Source organism: Pseudomonas pharyngis (genome assembly GCF_021602345.1).
Lineage (GTDB): Bacteria > Pseudomonadota > Gammaproteobacteria > Pseudomonadales > Pseudomonadaceae > Aquipseudomonas > Aquipseudomonas pharyngis.
In genome coordinates, this window is the sequence record NZ_BQID01000004.1 from 262,741 (window position 1) to 287,805 (window position 25,065).

Sequence of the window (25,065 nt, forward strand, 5' to 3'; positions counted from 1 at the left end):
GGCCGCTGCGGCACATTAACGGTCATCAGCCTTACAAGGAAAGCCCATGGCGCCTACTGACCAGCGACACGAACAGGCCCTGAAACTGTTTCTCGATGCGCGCCCGGAACTGCGCGAAGCTCTCGACCACCTCAATCCGCTGCTGGCCCAGGCCAAGGGCGAAACCCAGGCGCAGTACCGCGAAGAACGCCTGCACGAAGCCTTCGAAGCCGAGGCCGAAAGCCAGGGTCTGTTTGCCTGGGAACTGACGTTGCAGCTCACCGCCGCGACGCCCGAGGACTATCAGGCGCAACGCCTGGAAGTGCATCGCGAAGTGGCGGAAATGGCCGGCATGGACTGGCTGGAATATTGCGATCTGTATGGCATAGAACCGTAAACCCCGCTCAAGGACGCTGCCTCGATGCTGCCTTCCACCTCGACCCACCGCGCCAGCCCCGGACATCTTCACAAACAGAAATGGCGCGGCCGTGTGGGACTGGCGCTGGTTGCCAGCCTGTCGGTGCTGGCCGGCATGACCGACGCCATCGGCTTCATGGCCAGCGGCGATTTCGTTTCCTTCATGAGCGGCAACACCACGCGGCTGGCGGTGGCGATCAGTGATGGCGACAGCGGACTGACATTAAGGCTGATCCTGCTGGTCGCGACGTTCATTGTCGGTAATGCCCTCGGGGTTGTGGTCAGCCGACTGGGTGGTCGGCGGGCGCTGCCCTTGTTGTTGTCCATCGCCGCCCTGCTGTGTTTGGCAGCCTGGCCCTTTGACACGCAACTGCCGGCCCTGCTGGCGGCGATCATTGCGATGGGCATGCTCAACGCGGCGGTGGAAGAAGTGAACGGCCTGCCGGTCGGGCTGACGTACGTCACCGGCGCCCTGTCCCGATTCGGCCGTGGATTGGGCCGCTGGGTGCTCGGCGAACGGCGAAGTGGCTGGCGGGTGCAACTGGTGCCGTGGAGCGGGATGCTGGTCGGGGCCATTCTGGGGGCGGTGCTGGAACATCATCTGGGGCTCAAGGCGATGTTGGTCAGCGGTCTGTTCGCCGCCGTTCTGGGGCTGGTGACCTTGAAGATTCCGCGGCGTTGGCAGCTGGGCTACATGCCACGCTGAAGGACGCCTGCTCGTATCGAGACGGGCGCGGGAAACATCCACTTCGCCGCCCCGCCGAGAAAGCTTTATCATGGCCGCAGTTTTGCTGATCGAGTCCGTCATGAAGTTTGCCATTGCGCTGTTTTCCGCCGCCCATGCGCCCTCCTCGCGCCGCGCCCTGCTGTTCGCCCAGGCTGCGCTGGCCGGCGGGCATGAGATTGTCCGGCTGTTTTTCTATCAGGACGGGGTCCACAACGCGTCCGACGCCGTGGTCACGCCGCAGGACGAACTGGACCTGCCCAAACAGTGGCGAACCTTCATCAGCGAACAGAACCTCGATGGCGTGGTGTGCATCGCCGCCGCCCTGCGCCGTGGCGTGTTGAATGCCGAGGAAGCCGGGCGTTATCAGCGTGATGCCGTGGCCGTCAGCGCGCCGTGGGAATTGTCCGGCCTCGGCCAGTTGCATGACGCGGTGCAGGATGCCGACCGCCTCATCTGTTTCGGAGGCGCATGACATGGCCAAATCCCTTCTGATTATCAGCCGTCAATCGCCGTGGTCCGGTCCCGGCGCCCGCGAAGCGCTGGACATCGTGCTGGCCGGCGGCGCCTTCGATCTGCCGATCGGTCTGCTGTTTCTCGACGACGGCGTGCTGCAACTGGCAGCCGGGCAAAACGCCAAGGCCCTGCAACAGAAAGACCTGAGCGCCAACCTGCAAGCGTTGCCGATGTTTGGCGTCGAAGAGCTGTTCTACTGCGCCGACAGCGCCAGTGTTCGCGGCCTCGGCGATCGTTCGCTGGACGAGGCGCAGCCTTTGGCCGCCGAGCAAATCACCGCCCTCATTGACCGTTACGACCAGGTGATCACCCTCTGATGTCGACTTTGCATGTGTTGTCCCACTCCCCGTTCGGCGACGAACGCCTGACCAGTTGCCTGCGCCTGCTCGGTTCTGCCGATGCACTGTTGCTGTCTGGCGATGCCGTTTATGCGCTGCAGCCTGGCACCGCGCCGTTCAGTGCGCTGGAAATACGTCAGGTGAAATTGTTCGTGCTGGCCGAAGACGCGCAAGCCCGTGCCGTGCAGGTTCCGGACTGGGCCGAAGCCATCGATTACCCGACCTTCGTCGAACTGTCGATCCAATACGACAAGGTCAACAGCTGGCTATGAATGCGCTGACCGTCGGCGCCCGCGCCATTGAACTGGACAAGGACGGCTTTCTGGTCGACCTCAACGACTGGTCGGCCGAAGTCGCCAGCGCCCTCGCCGCTGCCGAAGATATCGAACTGAGCCCGGAACACTGGGAAGTCCTCGAATTGCTGCGCAGCTTCTACGCCGAATTCCAGCTGTCACCGGCCACCCGGCCGCTGATCAAGTACACCGCACTCAAGCTCGGCGCGGAGAAAGGCAACAGCCTGCACCTGAACCGACTGTTCAAAGGCACCCCTGCCAAACTCGCCGCGAAACTGGCGGGCCTGCCCAAACCGACGAATTGCCTATGACCGACTATCCAGCGCTGACCCTCGAAACGCCCGCCGAGCATCCATTCGCCCAGTTCGTGCGCATCCTCGGCAAGGGCAAGCGCGGCGCCCGCGACCTCACCCGCGAGGAAGCCCGGCAAGCCATGGGCATGGTGCTGGACGAAGCGGTCGAAGAAACCCAGCTCGGTGCTTTTCTGATGTTGCTGCGGCACAAGGAAGAAAGCGCTGAGGAAATGGCTGGCTTCACCGAGGCACTGCGCGAACGTTTGCAGGCGCCAGCGCTGAAGGTCGATCTGGACTGGCCGACTTACGCCGGCAAGAAACGCCATTTGCCGTGGTATCTGTTGGCCGCCAAGTGCCTGGCGCAGAACGGCCTGCGCATTTTCATGCACGGCGGCGGCGCACACACCGCCGGGCGCTTGTACTCCGAACAATTGCTCGGTGAGCTGAACATTCCGCTGTGCCGCAACTGGCAACAAGTCGGCGCGGCGCTGGATAACGGTGGCCTGGCGTTCATGCCGCTGGTGGACTGGGCGCCGCAGCTGCAACGGATGATCGACCTGCGCAACACCCTCGGCCTGCGCTCGCCGATCCACTCGCTGACGCGGATTCTCAATCCATTGGGCGCGCGTTGCGGCTTGCAGAGTATTTTCCACCCCGGCTATCAAGCGGTCCACCGCGATGCCAGCGGCCTGCTCGGCGACACGGCGATCGTGATCAAGGGCGACGGCGGCGAGATCGAGATCAACCCGGATGCCGACAGCCATTTGTACGGCACCACTGGCGGCGAGAGCTGGGATGAGGAATGGCCGCAGCTGTCGGCGCAGCGTCACGTCAAACCGGCGTCGCTGGATATCGAGCATTTGAAGGCCGTTTGGCACGGCGATGTGGTCGACAGTTACCCGCAAATGGCGTTGATCTCGACCATGGCGCTGGCACTGCGCGGCCTCGGTCAGAGCCGTGAACAGGCTTTCGAAACCGCCGAGCAATACTGGGCCGCGCGGGATAAATCGATTTAACCGATCATTAACGCCCGATCTTTGCGCTTTTTGTTCGAACTCATCGGAATAGACTCAACTCCAACGAATTATTGGTTTCTGGAGTCTTGATCATGGGTTTACTCGTCGACGGCCGCTGGCAGGACAAGTGGTACGAAAGCAGCAAGGACGGCGCGTTCCAGCGCGAACAGGCGCAGCGCCGCAATTGGGTCACTCGCAATGGCGAGCCGGGCCCGAGCGGTGAAGGCGGTTTTGCCGCCGAAGCCGGGCGTTATCACCTTTACGTTTCCCTCGCCTGTCCGTGGGCCCATCGCACGCTGATCCTGCGCAAGCTCAAAGGCCTGGAAAGCCTGATCGACGTTTCCGTCGTCAGCTGGCTGATGCTGGAAAACGGCTGGACCTTCGATCAGAACCTCGGTTCGACCGGCGACAAACTCGACCACTTCGATTTCATGCACCAGCGCTACACCGCCGACACCGCCGACTACACCGGCCGCGTCACCGTGCCGGTGCTGTGGGACAAGAAGCTCAAGCGCATCGTCAGCAACGAATCGGCGGAGATCATCCGCATGTTCAACAGTGCGTTCGATGACTTGACCGGCAACGATCTGGACTTCTATCCGGCGCCATTACGCAGTGAGATCGATTCGCTGAACGAGCGGATCTACCCTGCCGTGAACAACGGCGTGTACCGCGCCGGGTTCGCCACCTCACAGAAGGCCTATGAAGAAGCGTTCGATGATGTATTTGCCGAACTGGATCATCTGGAACAGGTGCTGGGCGCCAACCGTTATCTGACGGGTGAATACCTGACCGAGGCGGACGTGCGCTTGTTCACCACGCTGATTCGTTTCGACGCGGTGTACCACGGGCACTTCAAATGCAATCTGCGGCGGATCAGCGATTATCCGAATCTGTCGAACTGGCTGCGGGAGATGTACCAGTGGCCGGGCGTTGCCGAGACCGTGGATTTCCAGCACATCAAGAACCACTACTACGGCAGCCACAAGACCATCAACCCGACCGGGGTTGTGCCGAAGGGGCCGGAGCAGGATTTCACTGTTGCCCATGACCGGGACCGGTTGGGCGGGAAAGGGGTTTGGCGCCGAGGTTGAGAGCAGGATCGTTCCCACCGCGTGGGAACGATCCCTTCAGAGTCGTCAGATCTGACCCTGAGCGCCCTCGAACCACGCCAGTTTCTCGCGCAGTTGCACCACTTCGCCGACGATCACCAGCGTCGGCGCATGCACTTCATGCTCCGCCACCAGCCGCGGCAGGTCGGCCAGCGTGCCGGTGAAAACCCGCTGATTGACCGTGGTGCCCTGCTGGATCAGCGCTGCCGGGGTATCGGCCGCACGACCATGTTTGATCAACTGCTCGCAGATGATCGGCAATCCCACCAACCCCATGTAGAACACCAGCGTCTGCGCCGGCGCGACGAGGTCCGACCACGGCAGATCGGTCGAACCGTCCTTCAAGTGCCCGGTGACGAAACGCACCGACTGAGCGTAGTCGCGATGAGTCAGCGGAATCCCGGCATATGCCGCGCAACCGCTGGCCGCCGTGATCCCCGGCACCACCTGAAACGGGATGCCATGGGCCGCCAGTTCCTCGATCTCTTCGCCGCCACGGCCGAAGATGAACGGATCCCCGCCCTTCAACCGCACCACACGCTTGCCGGCCTTGGCCAGATCCACCAATTGCTGGTTGATCTGATCCTGCGGCACGGCGTGATCGGCGCGACGCTTGCCAACGTAAACCCGCTCGGCATCGCGGCGGCACAGTTCAAGAATCGCCGGAGCGACCAAGCGGTCGTACAGCACCACATCGGCTTGCTGCATCAGGCGCAAGGCGCGGAAGGTCAGCAGATCCGGATCACCCGGCCCTGCGCCCACCAGATACACCTCACCGGTCGTAACCATGGCTTCGCCGTCAATCTTGGCTTGCAGCAAACGTTCGGCTTCGGCGCCCTGTCCTGCCAGTTGCCGGTCGGCGATCGGCCCCTGGAACACGTCTTCCCAAAAACCGCGACGTTGCTGCACATCGGGAAACAGGCCTTTGACCTGATCGCGAAACCGCGCGGCCAGACCGGCCAGATGGCCGTAGGTCGAGGGAATCCAGGTTTCGATCTTGGCGCGGATCAGCCGGGCCAGCACCGGCGCATCGCCGCCGCTGGAAACCGCGATGATCAGAGGTGAGCGATCGACGATTGCCGGGAAAATCACGCTGCACAGCGCCGGCGCATCGACCACATTGACCGGCACGCAACGCCGATGGGCATCGGCGGAGACCTGCGCGTTCAACGCTTCGTCGTCGGTGGCGGCAATGATCAGCCCGCAACCGTCCAGATCCGTTTCGGCGTAGCCACGCAGCAGGCATTCGCCACCGCTGGCGGCGACCAGTTCGCGCAGTTGCGCTTCGATTTCAGGTGCGACCACCCGCAGCAGCGCACCGGCATCGGCCAGCAGGCGGGACTTGCGCAAGGCAATCTCCCCCCCACCGACGACCAACACACGACTGCCGCGCAGGTTGTGAAACAGCGGCAGATATTTCATTTAGCCGATGACCTCAAGGCCACCCATGTACGGCTTCAGCACGTCCGGCACACGGATCGAACCGTCGGCCTGCTGGTAGTTTTCCAGCACGGCCACCAGGGTACGACCGACTGCCAGACCGGAACCGTTCAGGGTATGCACCAGCTCAGGCTTGCCGGTTTCCGGGTTGCGGAAACGCGCCTGCATGCGGCGGGCCTGGAAGTCGCCGCAGTTGGAGCACGACGAGATTTCGCGGTATTTGTCCTGGCTCGGAATCCACACTTCCAGGTCGTAAGTCTTGACTGCGCTGAAGCCCATGTCGCCAGTGCACAGCGCCAGGGTGCGGTAAGGCAGCTCCAGCAGTTGCAGGACTTTCTCGGCATTGGCGGTCAGGCTCTCGAGCGCTTCCATCGATTTCGACGGCTCGACGATCTGGACCATCTCGACCTTGTCGAACTGGTGCTGACGGATCATGCCGCGAGTGTCACGACCCGACGCGCCGGCTTCGCTGCGGAAGCACGGAGTGTGGGCAACAAACTTGATCGGCAGCTGTTTCGAATCGACGATTTCACCGGCCACGATGTTGGTCAGCGACACTTCGGCGGTCGGGATCAGGTACAGATCGGCTTCGCCTTCGCGAGCGATCTTGAACAGGTCTTCTTCGAACTTCGGCAGTTGACCGGTGCCTTGCAGCGCCGGGGCCTGAACCAGATAAGGCGTGTAGGCCTCTTCGTAGCCGTGCTCGGTGACGTGCAGGTTGATCATGAATTGCGCCAGTGCGCGGTGCAGACGGGCAATCGGGCCACGCAGCAGGGCGAAACGTGCGCCGGACAGCTTGGCGGCGGTTTCGAAGTCGAGCCAGCCGAACTTCTCGCCCAGAGCCACGTGGTCCTGAACCGGGAAATCGAAGGCGGTCGGGGTGCCCCAGCGGCGCACTTCGACGTTGCCGTCTTCGTCTTCGCCGACCGGTACCGATTCGTGCGGCAAATTCGGGATGCCCAGCAGGATCGAATCCAGTTCGGTCTGGATCGCGTCCAGCTCGACTTTACCGGCGCTCAGTTCGCCCGCCATGCGCTCGACGTCCGCCATCAGCGGCGCGATGTCTTCGCCGCGCTGCTTGGCCTGACCGATGGATTTGGAACGCGCGTTACGCTCAGCCTGCAGTGCTTCGGTGCGGGTCTGGACGGTCTTGCGCTGTTCTTCCAGCGCTTCGATGCGCGCGACATCCAGGGCAAAGCCACGGGAAGCCAGGCGGTCCGCTACGTCCTGGAGGTTGCTACGTAACAGTTTGGAATCGAGCATGTCGGTTTCTCGTTATCAAAGTTTGGTCAGGGACAGGCCGGCCCAGGTCGCGAGCAGCCCGCCGAATACGCTGATCGCCGCATAGCCCAGGGCCAGCGGCACTTGCCCGCTTTCCAGCAGGCGCACCGTATCCAGTGAAAAGGATGAAAAAGTCGTCAGCCCCCCGAGGAAGCCGACCATCAACCCGGCACGTACCTCGATCGGTACTTCCGGGCGTATCAAAAACAGGCCGTACAGCACGCCAATCAGCAGACAGCCCACGATATTAACGGCCAGCGTCGCGGTATAGAAGTGCCGCGGCCAATTGGCGTTCACCCAATTACCGGTGGCGAAGCGCAACAAAGTGCCGGCAATCCCGCCGACGGAGACCGCAACAATCAATGGAACCACTATTTTCTCCGCTGCCGAGGGCTTAAACGATCAAGTTGGGCGAGGTGGTTGAGCTTCTCGCCGATCTTCAACTCCAGGCCACGGGGCACCGGTTGGTAGAACGGAATCGGGTCGAGTTCTTCCGGGAAATAGTCTTCGCCAGCCGCGTAGGCGTCCGGTTCGTCGTGGGCGTAACGGTATTCGTCGCCATAACCCAATTGCTTCATCAATTTGGTCGGCGCATTGCGCAAGTGCAGCGGCACTTCCAGCGAGCCATGTTCAGCAGCGGCGCGCAGCGCGGTCTTGAAGCCCATGTACACGGCGTTGCTTTTCGGCGCACAGGCCAGATAGGTGATGGCCTGGGCCACTGCCAACTCACCTTCCGGGCTGCCGAGACGTTCCTGCACCTCCCACGCCGCCAGGCACAGGCTCAGGGCGCGAGGATCGGCGTTGCCGATGTCTTCGCTGGCCATCCGCACCACCCGCCGGGCGAGGTACAGCGGATCGCAGCCGCCGTCGATCATTCGCGCAAACCAGTACAGCGCGCCGTCAGGATTCGAGCCGCGAACCGATTTGTGCAGCGCGGAAATCTGGTCGTAGAACGCTTCGCCGCCCTTGTCGAAACGCCGGCGAGTGTCGCCGAGCAGGCTTTGCAGCAGCTCGGTGCCCATCTCACTGTTGTCTTCGGCCAGGTCCGAGGCGTTCTCCAGCAGATTCAGCAAGCGCCGGCCATCGCCATCGGCGGCGGACAGCAGCATCTGGAAGCCTTCATCGCTGAGGGTCAGATGACGTTTGCCCAGGCCACGCTCTTCAGTCAGCGCGCGGTGCACCAACTTGCGCAACGCCGCCTCGTCGAGGCTTTTGAGTACGTAGACCCGCGCCCGCGACAGCAATGCGTTGTTCAGTTCGAACGAAGGGTTTTCAGTGGTGGCGCCAATGAAGATCAGGGTGCCGTCTTCAACGTACGGCAGGAAGGCGTCCTGTTGAGACTTGTTGAAGCGGTGCACTTCATCGACAAACAGGATCGTGCGCTTGCCGTACTGGCCGGCCTGCTGCTTGGCGATTTCCACCGCCTGACGGATCTCCTTGACCCCGGCCAGCACCGCCGAAACCGTTTCGAAGTGCGCATCCGAGACTTCTGCCAGCAACCGCGCCAACGTGGTCTTGCCCACGCCCGGCGGGCCCCAGAAGATCATCGAATGCAGGGCACCCTGCTCCAGCGCTTCACGCAGAGGCTTGCCGCGAGCGAGCACGTGTTCCTGACCGACGTACTCATCCAGATTGGTCGCCCGCAAACGGGCAGCCAGTGGCTGGGCAATCGGTGCACTGCGAAACAGATCCATCACGTACCGTTGAAACCTCTGTGTTTATTCCTGGATCACATCGGCACCCTTGGGGATGTCGAACTTGAACTTCGAGGCCGGGACCGCTTCGTTGGCCTTCACACCGGTAAACAGGATGTTGGTGCGCTGGCCGACGCTGTCGATCAGTTGCATGTCATTGACCAGACCGTTGCGGAACGACAGGCGCAGGCTGTCGAACAGCGTGTCCTTGGTTTTCGGCTTCAGGGTGAAGTCGATCACGCCACCGGCCTCTTTCGCGGTGATGTCAAAGCTCTGACTGATCTTCGATACGTCGCCAGACAGCAACAGCGCCGGGGTCTGGGTCAGACGTTCATCGAGCTTCTTGATGGTGGCCTGCTCCAGGTCCGGGTCCCACAGGGTGACTTTCTTGCCGTCGGACACCATGGTCTGCTCGGCTGGCGCATTGGTGTGCCAGTAGAACAGGCCCGGACGCTGCAGGGTCATGTCGCCGGTGGTTTCCTGCAACTGGGTGCCGCTGCCGTCGAGGGTCAGTTGGGAAAAATTGGCGGTCAGGGTCTTGGATGTTTCGAGCAATTGGGTCAGGCGAGCCACATCCTTGTCATCGGCGTGAGCCGTGAGGGTGGTCAGAGCCAGTACCGGCAGCAACATGCGGATAAGACGCATGGGAGTCCTCTTGAATACTCGTGGGAAAGTGGACGGCGCTTCATGCACCGCCCATTGCATTTGGATCAGGGTATCGAATCAGTCGCGTACCGGGCCAGGGGCCAGGACTTCGCGGGAACCGTTGGTGTTCATCGACGTCACGACCCCGGCCATCTCCATGGCTTCGATCATGCGTGCGGCACGGTTGTAGCCGATCTTCAGCTTGCGCTGTACAGCGGAGATGGAGGCACGGCGGCTTTCGAGCACGAATTGCACGGCTTCGTCGTACAGCGCGTCGGCTTCCGGATCGTCGCCGTCACCGCCGCCGCTGCTGCCTTCGAAACCACTGCCCGCCTCTTCGACACCGTTGAGGATGTCGTCGTTGTATTCCGGCGCGCCGCGCAGTTTCCAGGCTTCAACCACCCGGTGAACTTCATCGTCGGACACGAATGCGCCGTGAACCCGGATCGGCAGGCTGGTGCCCGGCGGCATGTAAAGCATGTCACCGTGGCCGAGCAGTTGTTCGGCGCCGCCCTGGTCGATGATGGTCCGGGAGTCGATCTTGCTGGATACCTGGAACGCCATCCGCGTCGGGATGTTGGCCTTGATCAGACCGGTGATCACATCCACCGACGGCCGTTGGGTCGCGAGGATCAGGTGGATACCGGCCGCACGCGCCTTCTGGGCGATACGGGCGATCAGTTCTTCTACCTTCTTGCCGACGATCATCATCATGTCGGCGAATTCGTCCACGACCACAACGATGGTCGGCAACTTCTGCAGCAACGGTGCTTCGTCGTGGATGCTTTCGCGCTTGTACAGCGGATCGCTCAGCGGCTCGCCGGCGTCCTGGGCTTCCTTGACCTTGGCATTGAAGCCGGACAGGTTTCGCACGCCCATCTTCGCCATCAGCTTGTAGCGACGCTCCATCTCGGCCACGCTCCAGCGCAGGGCGTTGGCGGCGTCCTTCATGTCGGTCACGACCGGGCACAGCAGATGTGGAATGCCTTCGTAGATCGACAGCTCAAGCATTTTCGGGTCGATCATGATCAGCTTGGCGTCATCCGGGCCGGACTTGAACAGAATCGACAGGATCATCGCGTTCACGCCCACCGACTTACCCGAACCGGTCGTACCGGCCACCAGCAGGTGCGGCATTTTCGCCAGGTCGGTGATGACCGGCTTGCCGCCGATGTCGTGGCCCAGGGCCAGGGTGACCGGCGATTTGAAGTTGTCATACTCAGGCGTCGACAGCACCTCGGAGAAGCGCACGATCTGCCGGTCTTCGTTGGGAATTTCGATACCGACCGTGGTCTTGCCCGGAATCACTTCCACCACCCGCACACTGGTCACGGCCAGCGAACGTGCAAGGTCTTTCGCCAGGTTGGCGATACGGCTGACCTTCACGCCCGCAGCAGGCTGGATTTCGTAACGGGTAATAACCGGGCCCGGATGGATCGAATCCACGGTGACTTCGACGCCGAATTCCTTGAGTTTGATCTCCAGCAAGTGGCCGACCGCCGCCAGGGATTCAGGCGAATAATTGAGTTGTTTCTTTTCCGCAGGATCGAGAATCGAGATCGGCGGCAAGGTGCCTTCCACGGCGCTGTCGACGAACAACGGCACCTGCTTCTCTTTCTGCACGCGCTTGCTTGGCTCCGGCGCTTTGACCGGGGCCGGGGCGATGACCGGCGGCACCTGTTTCTCGCGCTCGGACATGTGTTTGCTGAGGGCCTGTTCGCGCTCGATCAGACGTTCCTTGACCTTGGCCTGCTCGCGTTTGTCGGTGACCGTCGGTGCAACCACGTCATGCACGCGATCGTCGACTTCACGCAGCTGCGCGACCAGTTGCTTGCGCTCGGTACGCGCCGACCACCAGCGGTTTAGCGCGCCCTGGAACAGTTCGAACAGGTCAAGCGTGATCTTGCCGGTGATGTCCATCACCTTGAACCACGACAGGTCGGTGAACACCGTCAGGCCGAACAGAAACAGCGCGATGAACAGCAACGTGCTGCCCTGAATATTCAGGGCGTTGCGGGCCAGGTCACCGAGGCTTTCACCCAGCGCTCCACCCGCGCCGGCCGGCAATCCGGTGGCTGCATGGAAATGAATGTGCGCCAGTGCAGCGCCGGACAACACCAGAAACACCAGACCGATCAGGCGCCAGGAGAACAGCCAGCCGCTCCACTGCCACGGCTCATGACGCTGACGGAAGATCTGATACGCCTTGATCGCCAGCAGCAACGGAAAGATGTACGCGAAGTACCCCAGCACCATGAACAGGATGTCGGCGCTGTAGGAGCCCGCCGGGCCACCGAAATTCTGCACGTCGTCGATCTTGCTGTTGTGGCTCCAGCCCGGATCGTCCTTGCCGTAAGTCAGCAAGGCCATCATCAGGAACAGGCACAAGGCGCCGATGGCGATCAATGCACCTTCCTTGAGCCGGTAGTGCAACTGTTGACGCCATAGCGGAACGACTGTTTTTGGTGCTTCCGTGGATTTCTTCAAAACGCTTCTTTTCCTGCGCCAGAGGCGCGTCCATCTATTGAATGACGAAAAAAACTGCCCAATCCAGGCAGGTAAAAAAATTGACGTGCGCAACGGAGACTACTTTTAACACTGCGCCCCGCCTTTTATAAACACGGCACGCGGCGAATATTCTGTAACAGCCCGGCATTGTACGGGTTTGCGCGTTCGATGCCATGCTTCCAGGTCTCTGGTTCAAGCATAGCCAAACGCACAACACCCGGCGTTCAATTTGAGCATGCATTGTCTTTTGTGACAAAGGCTTATGAGGTGTATTTGATGAACGTAGCGAAGCATCCGCGCCTCATCTCCCATGAACGCCACAGATTGACGTCGGCAAGCTTGCTCGCACCGGTGTTGCGCCCGATTACGACCGCATCCGGATGCTCAAGTTGCAGCTACGCAAAAGCCGTACTGCAACGGAGGACATTCGCGTCATTTCCCGGCACACTTTACCGCGGGCCCACTGCCCACCGCCCTCCCCTTCTGCAAGCCTGGACGCCATGCTGACTTGGTTACAACGCAACTCACTGACTTTCCCGCCACTGGAAAAGGCCATGCGCGATCCCAACGGATTGCTGGCAGCCGGCGGCGACCTGTCCGCCGATCGCCTGATCCAGGCCTATCGCCACGGCTGTTTTCCGTGGTTTTCCGAAGGTCAGCCGATTCTCTGGTGGTCGCCGGATCCGCGCACCGTGCTTTTTCCCGACGAACTGCACGTCTCGCGCAGCCTCGGCAAATTGATGCGCAAACAGCGTTATCAAGTGACCTTCGATCAGGATTTCGAAGCCGTGATCCGCGCCTGCGCCGCCCCCAGGGAATACGCCGACGGCACCTGGATCACCGAAGCAATGCAGAACGCCTATATCGAACTGCATCGGCGCGGTTTTGCTCACTCGGTGGAGGTACGGGATCAGGGCGAACTGGTCGGCGGCCTGTACGGCTTGGCGATGGGGCAACTGTTTTTTGGCGAATCAATGTTCAGCCGCGCGGACAATGCTTCCAAGTACGGCTTTGCCTCGCTGGTGCAACATCTTAAGGAAGCGGGTTTCGTGCTGATCGACTGCCAGATGCCGACCGATCACCTGCACAGCCTTGGCGCCCGGGCCATTTCACGGCAGACATTCGCCGACTATCTAGCCCGGCACCTCGATCAACCCAATCATGCGACCTGGGTTTGCTGAGCGACTTTTGCGCGCGTGGCTTACACTTAATTCACCAGCTTACCCTTGAGGGTTGATCATGACCGAGTTGGCGCGTTTGAAGTTTTATGCCACTCAGCCTCACTCTTGCAGTTATCTGCCCGAGGAACAGGCGACGACCCTGTTTCTCGATCCGAGCCAGCCCATGGATGTGCATGTCTACGCAGATCTGTCGGAAATGGGCTTTCGTCGCAGCGGCGATCATCTTTACCGCCCGCATTGCCAGAACTGCAATGCCTGCGTGCCTGCGCGCATTCCGGTGGCGCAGTTCAACCCCAATCGCCAGCAAAAACGCATTTTCAAACGCAACATCGACTTGCAGGTACGTCCGGTCAAGCCGGCGTTCAGCGAAGAATATTTCGATCTCTATCAGCGCTACATCGAACAGCGCCACGCCGACGGCGACATGTATCCGCCCAGCCGCGATCAATTCTCGACTTTTCTGGTACGCGACCTGCCCTTCTCACGCTTTTATGAGTTCCGGCTCGACGGACGGTTACTTGCAGTCGCCGTCACCGACCTGCTGCCCAACGGCCTGTCCGCGGTCTACACCTTTTACGAACCGCAGGAAGAACGCCGCAGCCTGGGGCGCTACGCCATCCTCTGGCAAATCGCCGAAGCCCAACGCCTGGGGCTTGAAGCGGTGTACCTGGGCTACTGGATCAAAAACTGCAAAAAGATGAACTACAAGACCCAATATCGGCCCATCGAACTGCTCATTAATCAGCGCTGGGTCATCCTGAACTGAATGCAGACCCTAAACCCCTTGGCGTAAACCCCATTTTTCGGGCACAATGCACGCCGCTTTTGCCTGGCGCAGTTGCACCGGGCCATTCATTGGATACCGAGGGCTTTACTGCATGTCGAAAGAAGACAGCTTCGAAATGGAAGGCACTGTCGTCGACACCCTGCCCAACACCATGTTTCGTGTGGAGTTGGAAAATGGGCACGTCGTAACCGCGCATATTTCCGGCAAGATGCGCAAGAACTACATTCGTATTCTTACCGGTGACAAAGTGCGCGTCGAGCTGACGCCCTATGACTTGAGCAAAGGGCGTATTACTTACCGCGCTCGCTAATCAAGTCAATACAAGACGCCCGGCTTAATGCCGGGCGTTTTTGTTTGTCTGGGTTTTGGGCTTGTGCTTGAGTTTTGGGGGTATATCCGTTGCTGCGGTAACGGCTTCTTATGGTTTCGCTCTTACAGCGAGTCCCTTTTTCAAACGCCAAAAAGGAACCAAAAGGCTTTTGCCCCGGCGTACGGCACTTCGCTTAGGCTCAGTGTTCCCTCGCTACGGTGTCCACCAGGGGGCATCGCCTACGGTTTGCTTCGCTGCACCTCGTCTCGATGTATGCGGCTTCGCCGCACGGCGCTACGCGCCTACCCCCTGATGGACACCTCCGCTCGGCCTGCCGAAGGGACTAAAGATCAAGAGCCAGATCAAGAGCCCCTCACCCTAGCCCTCTCCCGGAGGGAGAGGGGACCGACCGAGTTGATTGGGAGAGTTGTGCCGACGTGCAATACCGCGTTGAACTCAGGCTTTGAAAAGCACAAAAAACGGCTCCCTCTCCTCGGGGAGAGGGCTGGGGTGAGGGGTAAACCCACCACAAAAACCAAAGCCGAACACGCCCCGCTCCTCCCCACTCAAAACGATGAGCGTTAGCTCGAGTACCGCTTTTGATCGCAGGGCCCGTCGGCAGGCTGAGTGGAGGGATTGATCCGGGGGTGGGAGCGCAGCGACCGTTTGGCGAAGCCAAACACATCGAGAGGAGGTGCAGCGAAGCAAACCGTAGGCGATGCCCCCGGATCAATCCCGGAGCGAAGGAACCCGAGCCACAGCGAGGGCCGTACGTCAGGGTAAAGCCTTTTGGGTTACCTTTTCGGCGTTTGGAAAAGGTGACTCGCCGTAAGGGCGAAACCCTAAGAAGCCATTACCGCAGCAACGGATATGCCCCCCCCAAACCAAAACCGCAGACAGCAAAAAGGCGCCCAAAAGGCGCCTTTCGCTTTACAACAGACCAACAACCATCAAGCCATTTCCGCGGTGGTCTCGAAGTCAAACGTCAACTCACCATCCTTGATGTCGATGTGAACCACACCGCCATGCTCGGCCAGCTCGCCAAACAGAATCTCCTCCGCCAGCGGACGCTTGATCTTGTCCTGGATCAGGCGCGCCATCGGACGAGCGCCCATGGCCGAATCGTAACCACCGGCCGCCAGCCAACTGCGCGCCGCATCGGTAACTTCCAGAAGCACCCGCTTGTCTTCCAGTTGCGCCTGAAGCTCGGTGAGGAACTTGTCCACCACGCTTTTGATGACCTCGTGACTGAGGCGACCAAATTGAATGATGGTATCCAGGCGGTTGCGGAATTCCGGCGTGAAGCTCTTCTTGATCACTTCCATCGCATCGGACGAGTGGTCCTGATGGGTGAAACCGATCGAAGCACGTGCCGCCGTTTCAGCACCGGCGTTGGTGGTCATGATGACGATCACGTTGCGGAAGTCCGCCTTGCGCCCGTTGTTGTCGGTCAGCGTACCGTGGTCCATCACCTGCAGCAGCAGATTGAAGACTTCCGGATGCGCCTTCTCGATTTCATCGAGCAGCAATACGCAATGCGGTTGCTTGGTGATCGCTTCGGTCAACAGACCGCCCTGGTCGAAACCGACGTAACCCGGAGGTGCACCTATCAGACGCGATACGGTGTGGCGCTCCATGTACTCGGACATGTCGAAGCGAACCAGTTCGATCCCCAGCGCCTTGGCCAATTGACGCGCGGCTTCGGTTTTACCGACACCGGTCGGCCCTGCGAACAGGAACGAACCAACAGGCTTGTCGGGCGACTTCAGACCGGCACGGGACAGCTTGATCGCAGTCGACAGCGAATCGATCGCCGCGTCCTGACCGAACACCGTCAGCTTCAAGTCACGCTCCAGATTACGCAGCAGTTCCTTGTCGGAGCTGGTGACATGCTTCGGCGGAATCCGCGCGATTTTCGCAACGATGTCCTCGACTTCAGAGACTTCGATGCGTTTCACGCGCTTCTCGACCGGTTGCAGACGCTGGTACGCGCCTGCCTCGTCGATCACATCGATGGCTTTGTCCGGCATGTGCCGGTCATTGATGTAGCGCGAAGCCAGTTCCGCAGCGGCGCGCAGCGACTCATCACTGTATTCGATGTTGTGGTGCTGTTCGAAGCGACCTTTCAGGCCACGCAGGATACCGATGGTGTCCTCCACCGACGGCTCGACCACATCGACCTTCTGGAAGCGACGTGCCAGGGCACGGTCTTTTTCGAAGATGCCACGGAATTCCTGGAACGTGGTCGAGCCGATGCAGCGAATGTCGCCAGACGACAGCAGCGGTTTGAGCAGGTTCGAGGCATCCATGACGCCACCGGACGCAGCACCCGCACCGATGATGGTGTGGATTTCGTCGATGAACAGGATCGCCTGCGGACGTTTTTTCAGTTCATTGAGCAACGCCTTGAAGCGCTTCTCGAAGTCACCGCGATACTTGGTGCCCGCGAGCAGAGCACCCAGATCGAGTGAGTAAACGACGCTGTTGGCCAGCAGGTCCGGCACCTGGTTGTCGACAATGCGCTTGGCCAGGCCCTCGGCAATCGCGGTTTTACCCACGCCCGCCTCGCCGACCAGCAGCGGATTGTTCTTGCGACGACGCGCCAGAATCTGCGCGACACGCTCGACTTCCGTTTCACGCCCGACCAGCGGATCGATCCGGCCCTGGCGTGCGAGTTCGTTGAGATTGCTGGCATAAGCGTCCAGCGGATTGCCTGAAGAAGAAGACTCACCGCCCTCGTCGTCCTGCATATCTTGTTCACCTTCAGAGTGATCGCCATGCCCCGGCACTTTGGAAATGCCGTGGGCGATATAGTTGACGACATCAATGCGTGCAACGCTCTGCTGTTTCAGCAGGAACACCGCCTGACTCTCTTGCTCACTGAAGATTGCAACCAGCACGTTGGCGCCGGTTACTTCGCGTTTGCCCGAGCTCTGCACATGAAAGACAGCACGTTGCAGTACACGCTGGAAGCCCAGGGTTGGCTGGGTTTCACGGTCCTCGTCATGAACGGGGATCAGTGGCGTGGTGGAGTCGATGAACTCCTGCAGGTCGTGCTTGAGTTTGTCGAGGTTTGCGCCGCAGGCACGCAATACGGTGGCGGCAGCCTCATTGTCCAATAGGGCCAGCAGCAGGTGTTCGACGGTCATGAACTCATGACGTTTCGAACGTGCCTCCTTGAAGGCAAGATTGAGGGTGACTTCGAGCTCGCGGTTTAACATAGCTTCACCTCATACCCAAGTGGTCGGCGATTAACCGTCCTTCTCGATTTCACAGAGTAGCGGATGCTGGCTTTCCCTGGCGTACTGGTTGACCTGCATGGCCTTTGTCTCGGCGATGTCGCGGGTAAACACTCCACATACTGCCCGCCCTTCTGTGTGGACGGCCAGCATGACCTTGGTCGCCAGCTCGCGATTCAGGTTAAAAAACACCTCGAGCACTTCGACGACGAAATCCATCGGTGTGTAGTCATCATTGAACAAAACCACCTTGTACATCGGCGGCGCCTGTAACGCAGGCTTTGCTTCCTGAACAGCAACGCCTGCCGAATCGTCGTCGTGCTCCTGTGGAAGATCCTTTTGGAGAAGCGGGCGATCCTGATTGAATGTTAGTCGAATCTGGCTGATTGCATGCATGGAAAGAAAGGTTCGTCAGTTGTGCAAATACAGTGGTGGGGGCGGCTTGACACGTTTTCAACTCCGACTGCCCGGTCACCTTGACTATCGGGAAAACGGTGTTACAACCAATAGAACCCACAGTGGGGAAAAAAGATCCGCGGAGTCAATCTTTTTAACGGATTCGACTGCGGATGAATTGGATGATACTCCAGCGATGGAGACTGTTGCAGAGGGATTTGAGCATGGCTGTCGGCAAGGTGAAATGGTTCAACAATGCCAAGGGGTTCGGTTTCATCAATACCAAATCCCACGAGGGGAGGGACGAGGATGGCAAGGAGATCGATTTCTTCGCCCACTATTCCGCCATCAAGATGGACGGATACAAAACCCTGAAGGCCGGACAGGAGGTTAAATTCGACATTGTGCAAGGGCCCAAAGGCCTGCACGCAACAAATATTCAGAATGTCGACGCCGCGAAAGATGCCGCCTCGGTCGCAGCCGCTGCTGCCGCTCATCACCAATCAGTGACCAGCTGAAGCAATCCGAACACCTGCCAGAAAACAAACCGCCCGGCTCGATCACTCGAGCCGGGCGGTTTCGTTGCAGCCGTCTTTCTTACATATGCTTGATCAGCGCTTCGCCGAAGCCCGAAGAAGACACCAGCGTGGCACCTTCCATCAGACGCTCGAAGTCGTAGGTCACGGTCTTGGCCTTGATCGCGCCATTGGTGCCCTTGATGATCAGGTCGGCCGCCTCGGTCCAGCCCAGGTGGCGCAGCATCATCTCCGCCGACAGGATCACCGAACCCGGATTCACCTGGTCCTTGCCGGCATATTTCGGCGCGGTACCGTGGGTCGCCTCGAACATGGCCACGGTGTCGGACAGGTTGGCACCCGGCGCGATACCGATACCGCCCACTTCCGCCGCCAGGGCGTCGGACAGGTAGTCACCGTTGAGGTTGAGGGTAGCGATCACATCGTATTCGGCCGGACGCAGCAGGATCTGCTGGAGCATAGCATCGGCGATGGCGTCCTTGACGACGACTTCGCGGCCGGTTTTAGGGTTCTTGAATTTCATCCATGGGCCGCCGTCGAGCAGCTCGGCGCCGAATTCTTCCTTCGCCACCTCATAGCCCCAGTCCTTGAAGGCGCCTTCGGTGAATTTCATGATGTTGCCCTTGTGTACGATGGTCAGCGACTTGCGGTCATTGTCCACCACGTACTGCAGGGCCTTGCGCACCAGACGCTTGGTGCCTTCTTTCGAAACCGGCTTGATGCCGATGCCGCAGTCCTGGTCGAAACGGATCTTGGTGACGCCCATTTCTTCTTTCAGGAATTTGATGACCTTGGTGGCCTCAGGGGAGCCGGCCTTCCATTCGATACCGGCATAAATGTCTTCGGAGTTCTCGCGGAAGATCACCATATCGACGTCGCCGGGCTTTTTCACCGGGCTCGGCACGCCCTCGAACCACACCACCGGGCGCAGGCAGACATAGAGATCGAGCTGTTGGCGCAGAGCGACGTTGAGGGAGCGGATGCCGCCACCGACCGGAGTGGTCAGCGGGCCCTTGATGGAAACCACGTAATCCTTGACCGCGTCCAAGGTTTCCTGGGGCAGCCAGGTGTCCTGGTCATAGACTTGAGTTGCTTTTTCGCCAGCATAAACCTCCATCCAGGAAATCTTGCGCTTGCCCCCGTAGGCTTTCTCTACGGCAGCATCAACCACTTTGATCATCACAGGGCTGACGTCGACGCCAATGCCGTCACCTTCGATGAAGGGAATGATCGGGTTATCAGGGACATTGAGAGAATGGTCTGCGTTGACGGTGATTTTGTCGCCGACGGCTGGAACCTGAATCTTCTTGTAACCCATGCTGAACTCCATTGTTTGGATTGAACATCTGGCTTGGTTCGAGCGTAACCCAGTTAAATCAACACGCAAACCCTCTGTTCCGGGCGCGACCACATCTCGGTTCGTACAAGCCTGAAAGCAAAGGGAAAAGCGCCAATCTCAAGCATTCACGGCGACTCTACGCCCCACCCCGGCCTGCGACCTTTAGACCAATGGACGAGAATCGTTGCATATGAACCATCGGCAGATTGCCAGCTACCTATGTATAATGCCGCCCGCTGACCAAAGGGTCACGACGGCTGGCCTCTCTAGCACGAGACTTTCCGCCTGATTGGTCGGGTTGTTACCGCAGTCCGACTGCTTGACGCTCTACTGATGCACCCAACATCACCGCGAAGATTCTCGACATTCGGTTCACGGATGACTTTGAACGAACGCGCTTACCCGGCGCCCCTCGAGTTTCTGCGCACGCTTTAGCAAAGAAGAGAGAGTTAATCCGAATATGCCCACCCGCTCGAAGATCATCTATACCTTCACCGACGAAGCTCCAGCCCTCGCCACCTATTCCCTGCTGCCGATCATCGAGGCTTACACCGCCTCGGCCGATATCGCCGTGGAAACCCGCGATATCTCTCTTGCAGCACGTATTCTGGCCAGCTTCCCCGAGCAACTGGGCGACAAAGCCGTAGCCGACCACCTCGCCGAACTGGGCGACCTGGCCGTTACGCCTGAAGCCAACATCATCAAGCTACCGAACATCAGCGCCTCGGTTCCGCAACTGCAAGCCGCGATCAAAGAACTGCAAGCCCAGGGCTACAACCTGCCGGACTACCCGGAAACCGTGACCAGCGACGCCGACAAAGACGCCAAGGCGCGCTACGACAAGGTCAAGGGCAGCGCCGTGAACCCGGTTCTGCGTGAAGGCAACTCCGACCGTCGCGCTCCGCTGTCGGTCAAGAACTACGCTCGCAAGCACCCGCACAAAATGGGCGCCTGGGCCAAGGACTCCAAGTCCCACGTCGCTCACATGAGCACCGGCGATTTCTACGGCAGCGAAAAAGCGGCCCTGATCGACGCCGCTGACACCGTGAAAATCGAGCTGGTCGCCCAAGACGGCACCACCACCGTCCTGAAAGAAAAAACCACCGTTCAGGCGGGCGAGATCCTCGACTGCTCCGTGATGAGCAAAAAGGCCCTGCGCGCGTTCATCGCCGCTGAAATCGACAGCGCCAAGCAACAAGGCGTGCTGCTGTCGGTTCACCTGAAAGCCACCATGATGAAGGTCTCCGACCCGATCATGTTCGGCCAGATCGTTGCCGAGTTCTACAAGGACGCCCTGACCAAGCACGCCGACGTGCTGGCCGAAATCGGCTTCAACCTGAACAACGGCATCGGCGACCTGTACGCCCGCATCAAATCCCTGCCGGCCGAGCAGCAAGCCCAGATCGAAGCTGACGTGCAAGCGGTCTATGCCGTTCGTCCGTCGCTGGCGATGGTCAACTCCGACAAAGGCATCACCAACCTGCACGTGCCGAGCGACGTTATCGTCGACGCCTCGATGCCGGCCATGATCCGTGACTCCGGCAAGATGTGGGGCACCGACGGCCAGCTGCACGACACCAAGGCTGTGATCCCGGATCGCTGCTACGCCACCATCTACCAGGCGGTGATCGAAGATTGCAAAGCCAACGGCGCTTTCGATCCGACCACCATGGGCAGCGTGCCAAACGTTGGCCTGATGGCGAAAAAGGCTGAAGAATACGGCTCCCACGACAAGACCTTCCAGATCAAGGCCGACGGCGTGGTTCGCGTGACCGACAGCAAAGGCACCCTGCTGATGGAACAGGCTGTTGAAGCCGGCGACATCTTCCGCATGTGCCAGACCAAAGACGCGCCGATCCAGGACTGGGTCAAACTGGCCGTCAACCGCGCCCGTGCAAGCAGCACCCCGGCCATTTTCTGGCTGGACCCGATGCGCGCCCACGACGGCGTGGTGATCGAGAAGGTTCAGGCTTACCTGAAGGATCACGACACCACCGGTCTGGACATCCAGATCATGGCGCCGGTCGATGCCATGAAATACACCCTGCAGCGCACCCGCGAAGGCAAGGACACCATTTCGGTGACCGGCAACGTACTGCGCGACTACCTGACCGACCTGTTCCCGATCATGGAACTGGGCACCAGCGCCAAGATGCTGTCGATCGTGCCGCTGATGAACGGCGGTGGCCTGTTCGAAACCGGCGCCGGCGGTTCGGCTCCGAAGCACGTGCAGCAACTGGTCGAAGAGAACTTCCTGCGCTGGGATTCGCTGGGTGAATTCCTGGCCCTGGCCGCTTCTCTCGAGCACCTGGGTGTGAACTACAACAACCCGAAAGCGCTGGTTCTGTCCAAGACCCTGGATCAGGCCACCGGCCAGTTCCTCGACAACAACAAATCGCCATCGCGCAAAGTCGGCAACATCGACAACCGCGGCAGCCACTTCTACCTGGCGATGTACTGGGCACAAGCCCTGGCCGCCCAGACCGAAGACGCTGCACTGCAAGCGCAGTTCGCGACCTTGGCCAAGACCCTGACCGAGAACGAAGCGACCATCGTCGCCGAGCTCAACGCCGTTCAGGGCAAGCCAGTGGACATCGGTGGTTACTACCACGCCGATGCCGAGCTGATCAGCAAGGCCATGCGCCCAAGCGCAACCCTCAACGCGGCCATCGCTGCGCTGGTTTAAGGTTGTAAAGGGAACATCACAAACCCCGGCCATGCGCCGGGGTTTGTGTTTCTGCCTTTCGCCCAGGAGATTCAATCAATGCAATGGCTCCCCCACATCACTGTCGCCACTATCGTTGAGGACAACGGCCGCTTCCTGATGGTCGAGGAACACAAGGCCGGGCGTAACGTGCTCAATCAGCCGGCCGGCCATCTCGATCCGGACGAAACCCTGATCGAAGCCGCCGTGCGCGAAACCCTCGAGGAAACCGGCTGGGACGTCGAACCCACCGCCGTCATCGGCATTTATCTGTACACCGCCCCGAGCAACGGCGTGACTTACCAGCGGGTATGCTTCAGCGCCAAAGCGGTGAAACACCACCCGGATTATCAACTGGACGACGGCATCGTCGGCGCCAAGTGGCTGACTCGCGACGAATTATTGGCCCAGCGCGATAACTGGCGCAGCGAGCTGATCATCCGCTGCATCGACGATTATCTGGCCGGCAATCGCTTCGGCCTCGAACTGATCCGCCCTTCCCTTTAGCCTTGAGGCCGTGAGCCTGATAGAATCGCGTCCTTTTTCAAGACACTCATTGAATCCCTATGCGTGATCCAGCCCCTTCTGACACATCCAAGAAGCGCGTCATTGTCGGCATGTCCGGCGGCGTGGACTCTTCCGTTTCCGCTCTCCTGCTGATCGAGCAGGGCTATGAAGTGGAAGGCCTGTTCATGAAGAACTGGGAAGAAGACGACGGAACGGAATACTGCACCGCCATGGACGACCTGGCGGATGCCCAGGCCGTGTGCGACAAGATCGGTATCAAGCTGCACACCGCCAACTTCGCCGCCGAGTACTGGGACAATGTGTTCGAGCACTTCCTGGCCGAATACAAGGCCGGCCGCACGCCGAACCCGGACATCCTGTGCAACCGCGAGATCAAGTTCAAGGCGTTCCTCGACTACGCCATGATGCTCGGCGCCGACCTGATCGCCACCGGCCACTACGTGCGCCGCCGCGACATCGACGGCCGCACCGAACTGCTCAAGGGCCTGGATCCGAACAAGGATCAGAGCTACTTCCTGCACGCCGTCGGCGGCGAACAGATCGCCAAGACCCTGTTCCCGGTCGGCGAGCTGGAAAAGCCGGAAGTCCGTGCAATTGCCGAGAAATACGAGCTGGCAACCGCCAAGAAGAAGGATTCCACCGGGATCTGCTTCATCGGCGAGCGTCGCTTCAGCGATTTCCTCAAGCAATACCTGCCGGCGCAACCGGGCGAGATCAAGACCACCGAAGGCGAAGTCATCGGCCGTCACCACGGTTTGATGTACCACACCATCGGTCAACGCCAGGGCCTGGGCATCGGCGGTCTGAAAGACGCCGGCGACGAACCGTGGTATGTGCTGCGCAAGGATCTGGACACCAACGAACTGATCGTCGGTCAGGGCAACAACCATCCGTGGCTGTTCTCCAGCGCCCTGCTCGCTTCGGAAATCTATTGGGTCAACCCGATCGACCTGAGCCAGCCGCTGCGCCTGACCGCCAAGGTTCGTTATCGCCAGAGCGATCAGGCCTGCACTTTGGAAAAAACTGCTACCGGCTATCGCGCCGTGTTCGACGAGCCGCAACGCGCAGTCACGCCGGGCCAGTCGGTGGTGTTCTATGACGGTGAAGTCTGCCTCGGTGGCGGCGTGATCGAAGTCGCCGAGCCGTGGAGCGGCCAGGCATGAGCCCGACTCAGGAGCAATTGACCGCTCTGGGCGGCGTGTTTCTCGCCGCCGTGCTGGTGGACCGGATCGCCAAGACCGGCCAGACCAACGAGGCCGGCCTGAGCTGCATGCTCGGCAGCCTGCTGGTTCGTGACCCGAAAGACACGCTGGATGTTTACGGCGGCGACGATATCAACCTGCGCGAGGGTTACCGCGCACTGATCGGCGCCCTCGAGCGCGACCCGAGCACCTTGCAGCGCGAACCGCTGCGTTACGCGTTGTCGATGCTTGGTCTTGAGCGGCAACTGGCCAAGCGCAACGACATGCTCGACGTGATCGGCAAGCGTCTGCCGCAGATCCAGTCGCAGGTCGAGCATTTCGGCCCGGCCCACGAAAACGTGATAGCGGCCTGCGGCGCGCTGTATCAGGACACCCTGAGCACGCTGCGCCAGCGCATTCAGGTGCACGGCGACATGCGCAACCTGCAGCAGCCGAGCAATGCCTCGAAGATCCGCGCCCTGCTGCTCGCCGGCATTCGTTCGGCGCGGCTGTGGCGCCAGCTCGGCGGTCACCGCTGGCAGTTGGTCGTGAGCCGGCGCAAGTTGCTCAAAGAGCTGTATCCGTTGATGCGCAGCGAGTAAATCGCC

General features: G+C 60.2%; 25 protein-coding genes. 16 read left to right on the forward strand and 9 right to left on the reverse strand.

Translation table 11 applies throughout. The features are described from left to right. The first annotated feature begins 46 nt into the window (after window positions 1–46). The 8 genes from L6D74_RS11080 to L6D74_RS11115 all read left to right on the forward strand — a co-directional run bounded on the left by L6D74_RS11080 (window position 47) and on the right by L6D74_RS11115 (window position 4,670). The gene (locus L6D74_RS11080) at window positions 47–376 is read left to right on the forward strand and encodes a DUF6388 family protein (RefSeq protein ID WP_210709787.1); all 330 of its coding nucleotides are present in this window, start codon (window positions 47–49) and stop codon (window positions 374–376) included. Window positions 377–400: 24 nt separating this feature from the next. Then, entirely contained in the window at window positions 401–1,102 is a 702-nt protein-coding gene (locus L6D74_RS11085; protein ID WP_236189178.1) for a YoaK family protein, read from the forward strand. 100 nt (window positions 1,103–1,202) lie between these two features. Further along, window positions 1,203–1,595: a sulfurtransferase complex subunit TusD gene (gene tusD / locus L6D74_RS11090; RefSeq protein ID WP_074689306.1), complete on the forward strand. Its 393-nt coding sequence runs from the start codon at window positions 1,203–1,205 to the stop codon at window positions 1,593–1,595. A gap of 1 nt (window position 1,596) precedes the next feature. Beyond that, the gene (gene tusC / locus L6D74_RS11095; protein WP_039767393.1) at window positions 1,597–1,953 is read left to right on the forward strand and encodes a sulfurtransferase complex subunit TusC; all 357 of its coding nucleotides are present in this window, start codon (window positions 1,597–1,599) and stop codon (window positions 1,951–1,953) included. Continuing rightward, window positions 1,953–2,246 carry a sulfurtransferase complex subunit TusB gene (gene tusB, locus L6D74_RS11100; RefSeq protein ID WP_236189180.1) on the forward strand — a complete coding sequence of 98 codons (294 nt, stop codon included), beginning with the start codon at window positions 1,953–1,955 and terminating at the stop codon, window positions 2,244–2,246. Before tusC ends, tusB begins: the two co-directional genes overlap by 1 nt. Further along, window positions 2,243–2,578 (forward strand): TusE/DsrC/DsvC family sulfur relay protein, encoded by a 336-nt coding sequence (locus L6D74_RS11105; RefSeq protein WP_007958196.1) that lies wholly within the window; start codon window positions 2,243–2,245, stop codon window positions 2,576–2,578. The genes tusB and L6D74_RS11105 overlap by 4 nt, the downstream gene beginning before the upstream one ends. Further along, window positions 2,575–3,576 (forward strand): glycosyl transferase family protein, encoded by a 1,002-nt coding sequence (locus L6D74_RS11110; protein ID WP_236189182.1) that lies wholly within the window; start codon window positions 2,575–2,577, stop codon window positions 3,574–3,576. Before L6D74_RS11105 ends, L6D74_RS11110 begins: the two co-directional genes overlap by 4 nt. A 92-nt stretch (window positions 3,577–3,668) precedes the next feature. Next, a complete protein-coding gene (locus L6D74_RS11115; RefSeq protein WP_103385910.1) occupies window positions 3,669–4,670 on the forward strand; it encodes a glutathione S-transferase family protein in 1,002 nt (333 codons plus the stop codon). A 45-nt stretch (window positions 4,671–4,715) separates the two neighbouring features. On the opposite strand, the gene cysG is transcribed toward L6D74_RS11115, so the two are convergent. The 6 genes from cysG to L6D74_RS11145 form a co-directional block, all read right to left on the reverse strand. Next, entirely contained in the window at window positions 4,716–6,110 is a 1,395-nt protein-coding gene (gene cysG / locus L6D74_RS11120; protein WP_074688936.1) for a siroheme synthase CysG, read from the reverse strand. Next, window positions 6,111–7,391 (reverse strand): serine--tRNA ligase, encoded by a 1,281-nt coding sequence (gene serS / locus L6D74_RS11125; protein ID WP_074688938.1) that lies wholly within the window; start codon window positions 7,389–7,391, stop codon window positions 6,111–6,113. Between the two features lie 15 nt (window positions 7,392–7,406). Beyond that, the gene (crcB, locus tag L6D74_RS11130) at window positions 7,407–7,781 is read right to left on the reverse strand and encodes a fluoride efflux transporter CrcB (RefSeq protein ID WP_007958188.1); all 375 of its coding nucleotides are present in this window, start codon (window positions 7,779–7,781) and stop codon (window positions 7,407–7,409) included. Further along, window positions 7,781–9,103: a replication-associated recombination protein A gene (locus L6D74_RS11135; RefSeq protein WP_007958186.1), complete on the reverse strand. Its 1,323-nt coding sequence runs from the start codon at window positions 9,101–9,103 to the stop codon at window positions 7,781–7,783. Before L6D74_RS11135 ends, crcB begins: the two co-directional genes overlap by 1 nt. Before the next feature lie 24 nt (window positions 9,104–9,127). Then, window positions 9,128–9,748, reverse strand: a complete 621-nt coding sequence (gene lolA, locus L6D74_RS11140) for an outer membrane lipoprotein periplasmic chaperone LolA (RefSeq protein WP_011334944.1) — start codon at window positions 9,746–9,748, stop codon at window positions 9,128–9,130. A 78-nt stretch (window positions 9,749–9,826) separates the two neighbouring features. Next, window positions 9,827–12,235, reverse strand: coding sequence for a DNA translocase FtsK (locus L6D74_RS11145; RefSeq protein WP_011334945.1), 2,409 nt, complete (start codon window positions 12,233–12,235; stop codon window positions 9,827–9,829). Between the two features lie 521 nt (window positions 12,236–12,756). On the opposite strand from L6D74_RS11145, the gene aat reads away from it, so the two are divergent. From aat to infA, 3 genes are all read left to right on the forward strand, one after another. Further along, complete coding sequence (gene aat, locus L6D74_RS11150; protein WP_085648277.1) at window positions 12,757–13,437, forward strand: leucyl/phenylalanyl-tRNA--protein transferase; 681 nt, start codon at window positions 12,757–12,759, stop codon at window positions 13,435–13,437. 58 nt (window positions 13,438–13,495) lie between these two features. Further along, entirely contained in the window at window positions 13,496–14,203 is a 708-nt protein-coding gene (locus tag L6D74_RS11155) for an arginyltransferase (RefSeq protein WP_007958178.1), read from the forward strand. A 112-nt stretch (window positions 14,204–14,315) separates the two neighbouring features. Then, complete coding sequence (gene infA / locus L6D74_RS11160) at window positions 14,316–14,534, forward strand: translation initiation factor IF-1 (RefSeq protein ID WP_002553999.1); 219 nt, start codon at window positions 14,316–14,318, stop codon at window positions 14,532–14,534. A 950-nt stretch (window positions 14,535–15,484) separates the two neighbouring features. On the opposite strand, the gene clpA is transcribed toward infA, so the two are convergent. Continuing rightward, window positions 15,485–17,755, reverse strand: coding sequence for an ATP-dependent Clp protease ATP-binding subunit ClpA (gene clpA, locus L6D74_RS11165; protein WP_064597727.1), 2,271 nt, complete (start codon window positions 17,753–17,755; stop codon window positions 15,485–15,487). Between the two features lie 30 nt (window positions 17,756–17,785). Next, window positions 17,786–18,169 (reverse strand): ATP-dependent Clp protease adapter ClpS, encoded by a 384-nt coding sequence (gene clpS / locus L6D74_RS11170; protein ID WP_011334948.1) that lies wholly within the window; start codon window positions 18,167–18,169, stop codon window positions 17,786–17,788. A gap of 224 nt (window positions 18,170–18,393) precedes the next feature. On the opposite strand from clpS, the gene L6D74_RS11175 reads away from it, so the two are divergent. Then, window positions 18,394–18,687, forward strand: a complete 294-nt coding sequence (locus L6D74_RS11175) for a cold shock domain-containing protein (RefSeq protein WP_276574947.1) — start codon at window positions 18,394–18,396, stop codon at window positions 18,685–18,687. A 79-nt stretch (window positions 18,688–18,766) separates the two neighbouring features. On the opposite strand, the gene icd is transcribed toward L6D74_RS11175, so the two are convergent. Next, window positions 18,767–20,023: an NADP-dependent isocitrate dehydrogenase gene (gene icd, locus L6D74_RS11180; RefSeq protein ID WP_007951441.1), complete on the reverse strand. Its 1,257-nt coding sequence runs from the start codon at window positions 20,021–20,023 to the stop codon at window positions 18,767–18,769. 481 nt (window positions 20,024–20,504) lie between these two features. On the opposite strand from icd, the gene L6D74_RS11185 reads away from it, so the two are divergent. From L6D74_RS11185 to hflD, 4 genes are all read left to right on the forward strand, one after another. Beyond that, window positions 20,505–22,730 (forward strand): NADP-dependent isocitrate dehydrogenase, encoded by a 2,226-nt coding sequence (locus L6D74_RS11185; protein WP_085667536.1) that lies wholly within the window; start codon window positions 20,505–20,507, stop codon window positions 22,728–22,730. 78 nt (window positions 22,731–22,808) lie between these two features. Then, window positions 22,809–23,255 carry an NUDIX hydrolase gene (locus L6D74_RS11190; protein ID WP_085745985.1) on the forward strand — a complete coding sequence of 149 codons (447 nt, stop codon included), beginning with the start codon at window positions 22,809–22,811 and terminating at the stop codon, window positions 23,253–23,255. 59 nt (window positions 23,256–23,314) lie between these two features. After that, on the forward strand, window positions 23,315–24,439 hold the full coding sequence (gene mnmA, locus L6D74_RS11195; RefSeq protein ID WP_236189184.1) for a tRNA 2-thiouridine(34) synthase MnmA: 1,125 nt from the start codon (window positions 23,315–23,317) through the stop codon (window positions 24,437–24,439). Further along, window positions 24,436–25,059 (forward strand): high frequency lysogenization protein HflD, encoded by a 624-nt coding sequence (gene hflD, locus L6D74_RS11200; RefSeq protein ID WP_039767411.1) that lies wholly within the window; start codon window positions 24,436–24,438, stop codon window positions 25,057–25,059. Before mnmA ends, hflD begins: the two co-directional genes overlap by 4 nt. Window positions 25,060–25,065 lie beyond the last annotated feature (6 nt).

What these genes read in the sequence shown, in the direction of transcription:
- L6D74_RS11080 (WP_210709787.1), top strand. Translation starts at nt 47, where the DNA reads ATGGCGCCTACTGACCAGCGACACGAACAGGCCCTGAAACTGTTTCTC.
- L6D74_RS11085 (WP_236189178.1), top strand. Translation starts at nt 401, where the DNA reads ATGCTGCCTTCCACCTCGACCCACCGCGCCAGCCCCGGACATCTTCAC.
- tusD (WP_074689306.1), top strand. Translation starts at nt 1,203, where the DNA reads ATGAAGTTTGCCATTGCGCTGTTTTCCGCCGCCCATGCGCCCTCCTCG.
- tusC (WP_039767393.1), top strand. Translation starts at nt 1,597, where the DNA reads ATGGCCAAATCCCTTCTGATTATCAGCCGTCAATCGCCGTGGTCCGGT.
- tusB (WP_236189180.1), top strand. Translation starts at nt 1,953, where the DNA reads ATGTCGACTTTGCATGTGTTGTCCCACTCCCCGTTCGGCGACGAACGC.
- L6D74_RS11105 (WP_007958196.1), top strand. Translation starts at nt 2,243, where the DNA reads ATGAATGCGCTGACCGTCGGCGCCCGCGCCATTGAACTGGACAAGGAC.
- L6D74_RS11110 (WP_236189182.1), top strand. Translation starts at nt 2,575, where the DNA reads ATGACCGACTATCCAGCGCTGACCCTCGAAACGCCCGCCGAGCATCCA.
- L6D74_RS11115 (WP_103385910.1), top strand. Translation starts at nt 3,669, where the DNA reads ATGGGTTTACTCGTCGACGGCCGCTGGCAGGACAAGTGGTACGAAAGC.
- cysG (WP_074688936.1), bottom strand. Translation starts at nt 6,110, where the DNA reads ATGAAATATCTGCCGCTGTTTCACAACCTGCGCGGCAGTCGTGTGTTG.
- serS (WP_074688938.1), bottom strand. Translation starts at nt 7,391, where the DNA reads ATGCTCGATTCCAAACTGTTACGTAGCAACCTCCAGGACGTAGCGGAC.
- L6D74_RS11135 (WP_007958186.1), bottom strand. Translation starts at nt 9,103, where the DNA reads ATGGATCTGTTTCGCAGTGCACCGATTGCCCAGCCACTGGCTGCCCGT.
- lolA (WP_011334944.1), bottom strand. Translation starts at nt 9,748, where the DNA reads ATGCGTCTTATCCGCATGTTGCTGCCGGTACTGGCTCTGACCACCCTC.
- aat (WP_085648277.1), top strand. Translation starts at nt 12,757, where the DNA reads ATGCTGACTTGGTTACAACGCAACTCACTGACTTTCCCGCCACTGGAA.
- L6D74_RS11155 (WP_007958178.1), top strand. Translation starts at nt 13,496, where the DNA reads ATGACCGAGTTGGCGCGTTTGAAGTTTTATGCCACTCAGCCTCACTCT.
- infA (WP_002553999.1), top strand. Translation starts at nt 14,316, where the DNA reads ATGTCGAAAGAAGACAGCTTCGAAATGGAAGGCACTGTCGTCGACACC.
- clpA (WP_064597727.1), bottom strand. Translation starts at nt 17,755, where the DNA reads ATGTTAAACCGCGAGCTCGAAGTCACCCTCAATCTTGCCTTCAAGGAG.
- clpS (WP_011334948.1), bottom strand. Translation starts at nt 18,169, where the DNA reads ATGCATGCAATCAGCCAGATTCGACTAACATTCAATCAGGATCGCCCG.
- L6D74_RS11175 (WP_276574947.1), top strand. Translation starts at nt 18,394, where the DNA reads ATGGCTGTCGGCAAGGTGAAATGGTTCAACAATGCCAAGGGGTTCGGT.
- icd (WP_007951441.1), bottom strand. Translation starts at nt 20,023, where the DNA reads ATGGGTTACAAGAAGATTCAGGTTCCAGCCGTCGGCGACAAAATCACC.
- L6D74_RS11185 (WP_085667536.1), top strand. Translation starts at nt 20,505, where the DNA reads ATGCCCACCCGCTCGAAGATCATCTATACCTTCACCGACGAAGCTCCA.
- L6D74_RS11190 (WP_085745985.1), top strand. Translation starts at nt 22,809, where the DNA reads ATGCAATGGCTCCCCCACATCACTGTCGCCACTATCGTTGAGGACAAC.
- mnmA (WP_236189184.1), top strand. Translation starts at nt 23,315, where the DNA reads ATGCGTGATCCAGCCCCTTCTGACACATCCAAGAAGCGCGTCATTGTC.
- hflD (WP_039767411.1), top strand. Translation starts at nt 24,436, where the DNA reads ATGAGCCCGACTCAGGAGCAATTGACCGCTCTGGGCGGCGTGTTTCTC.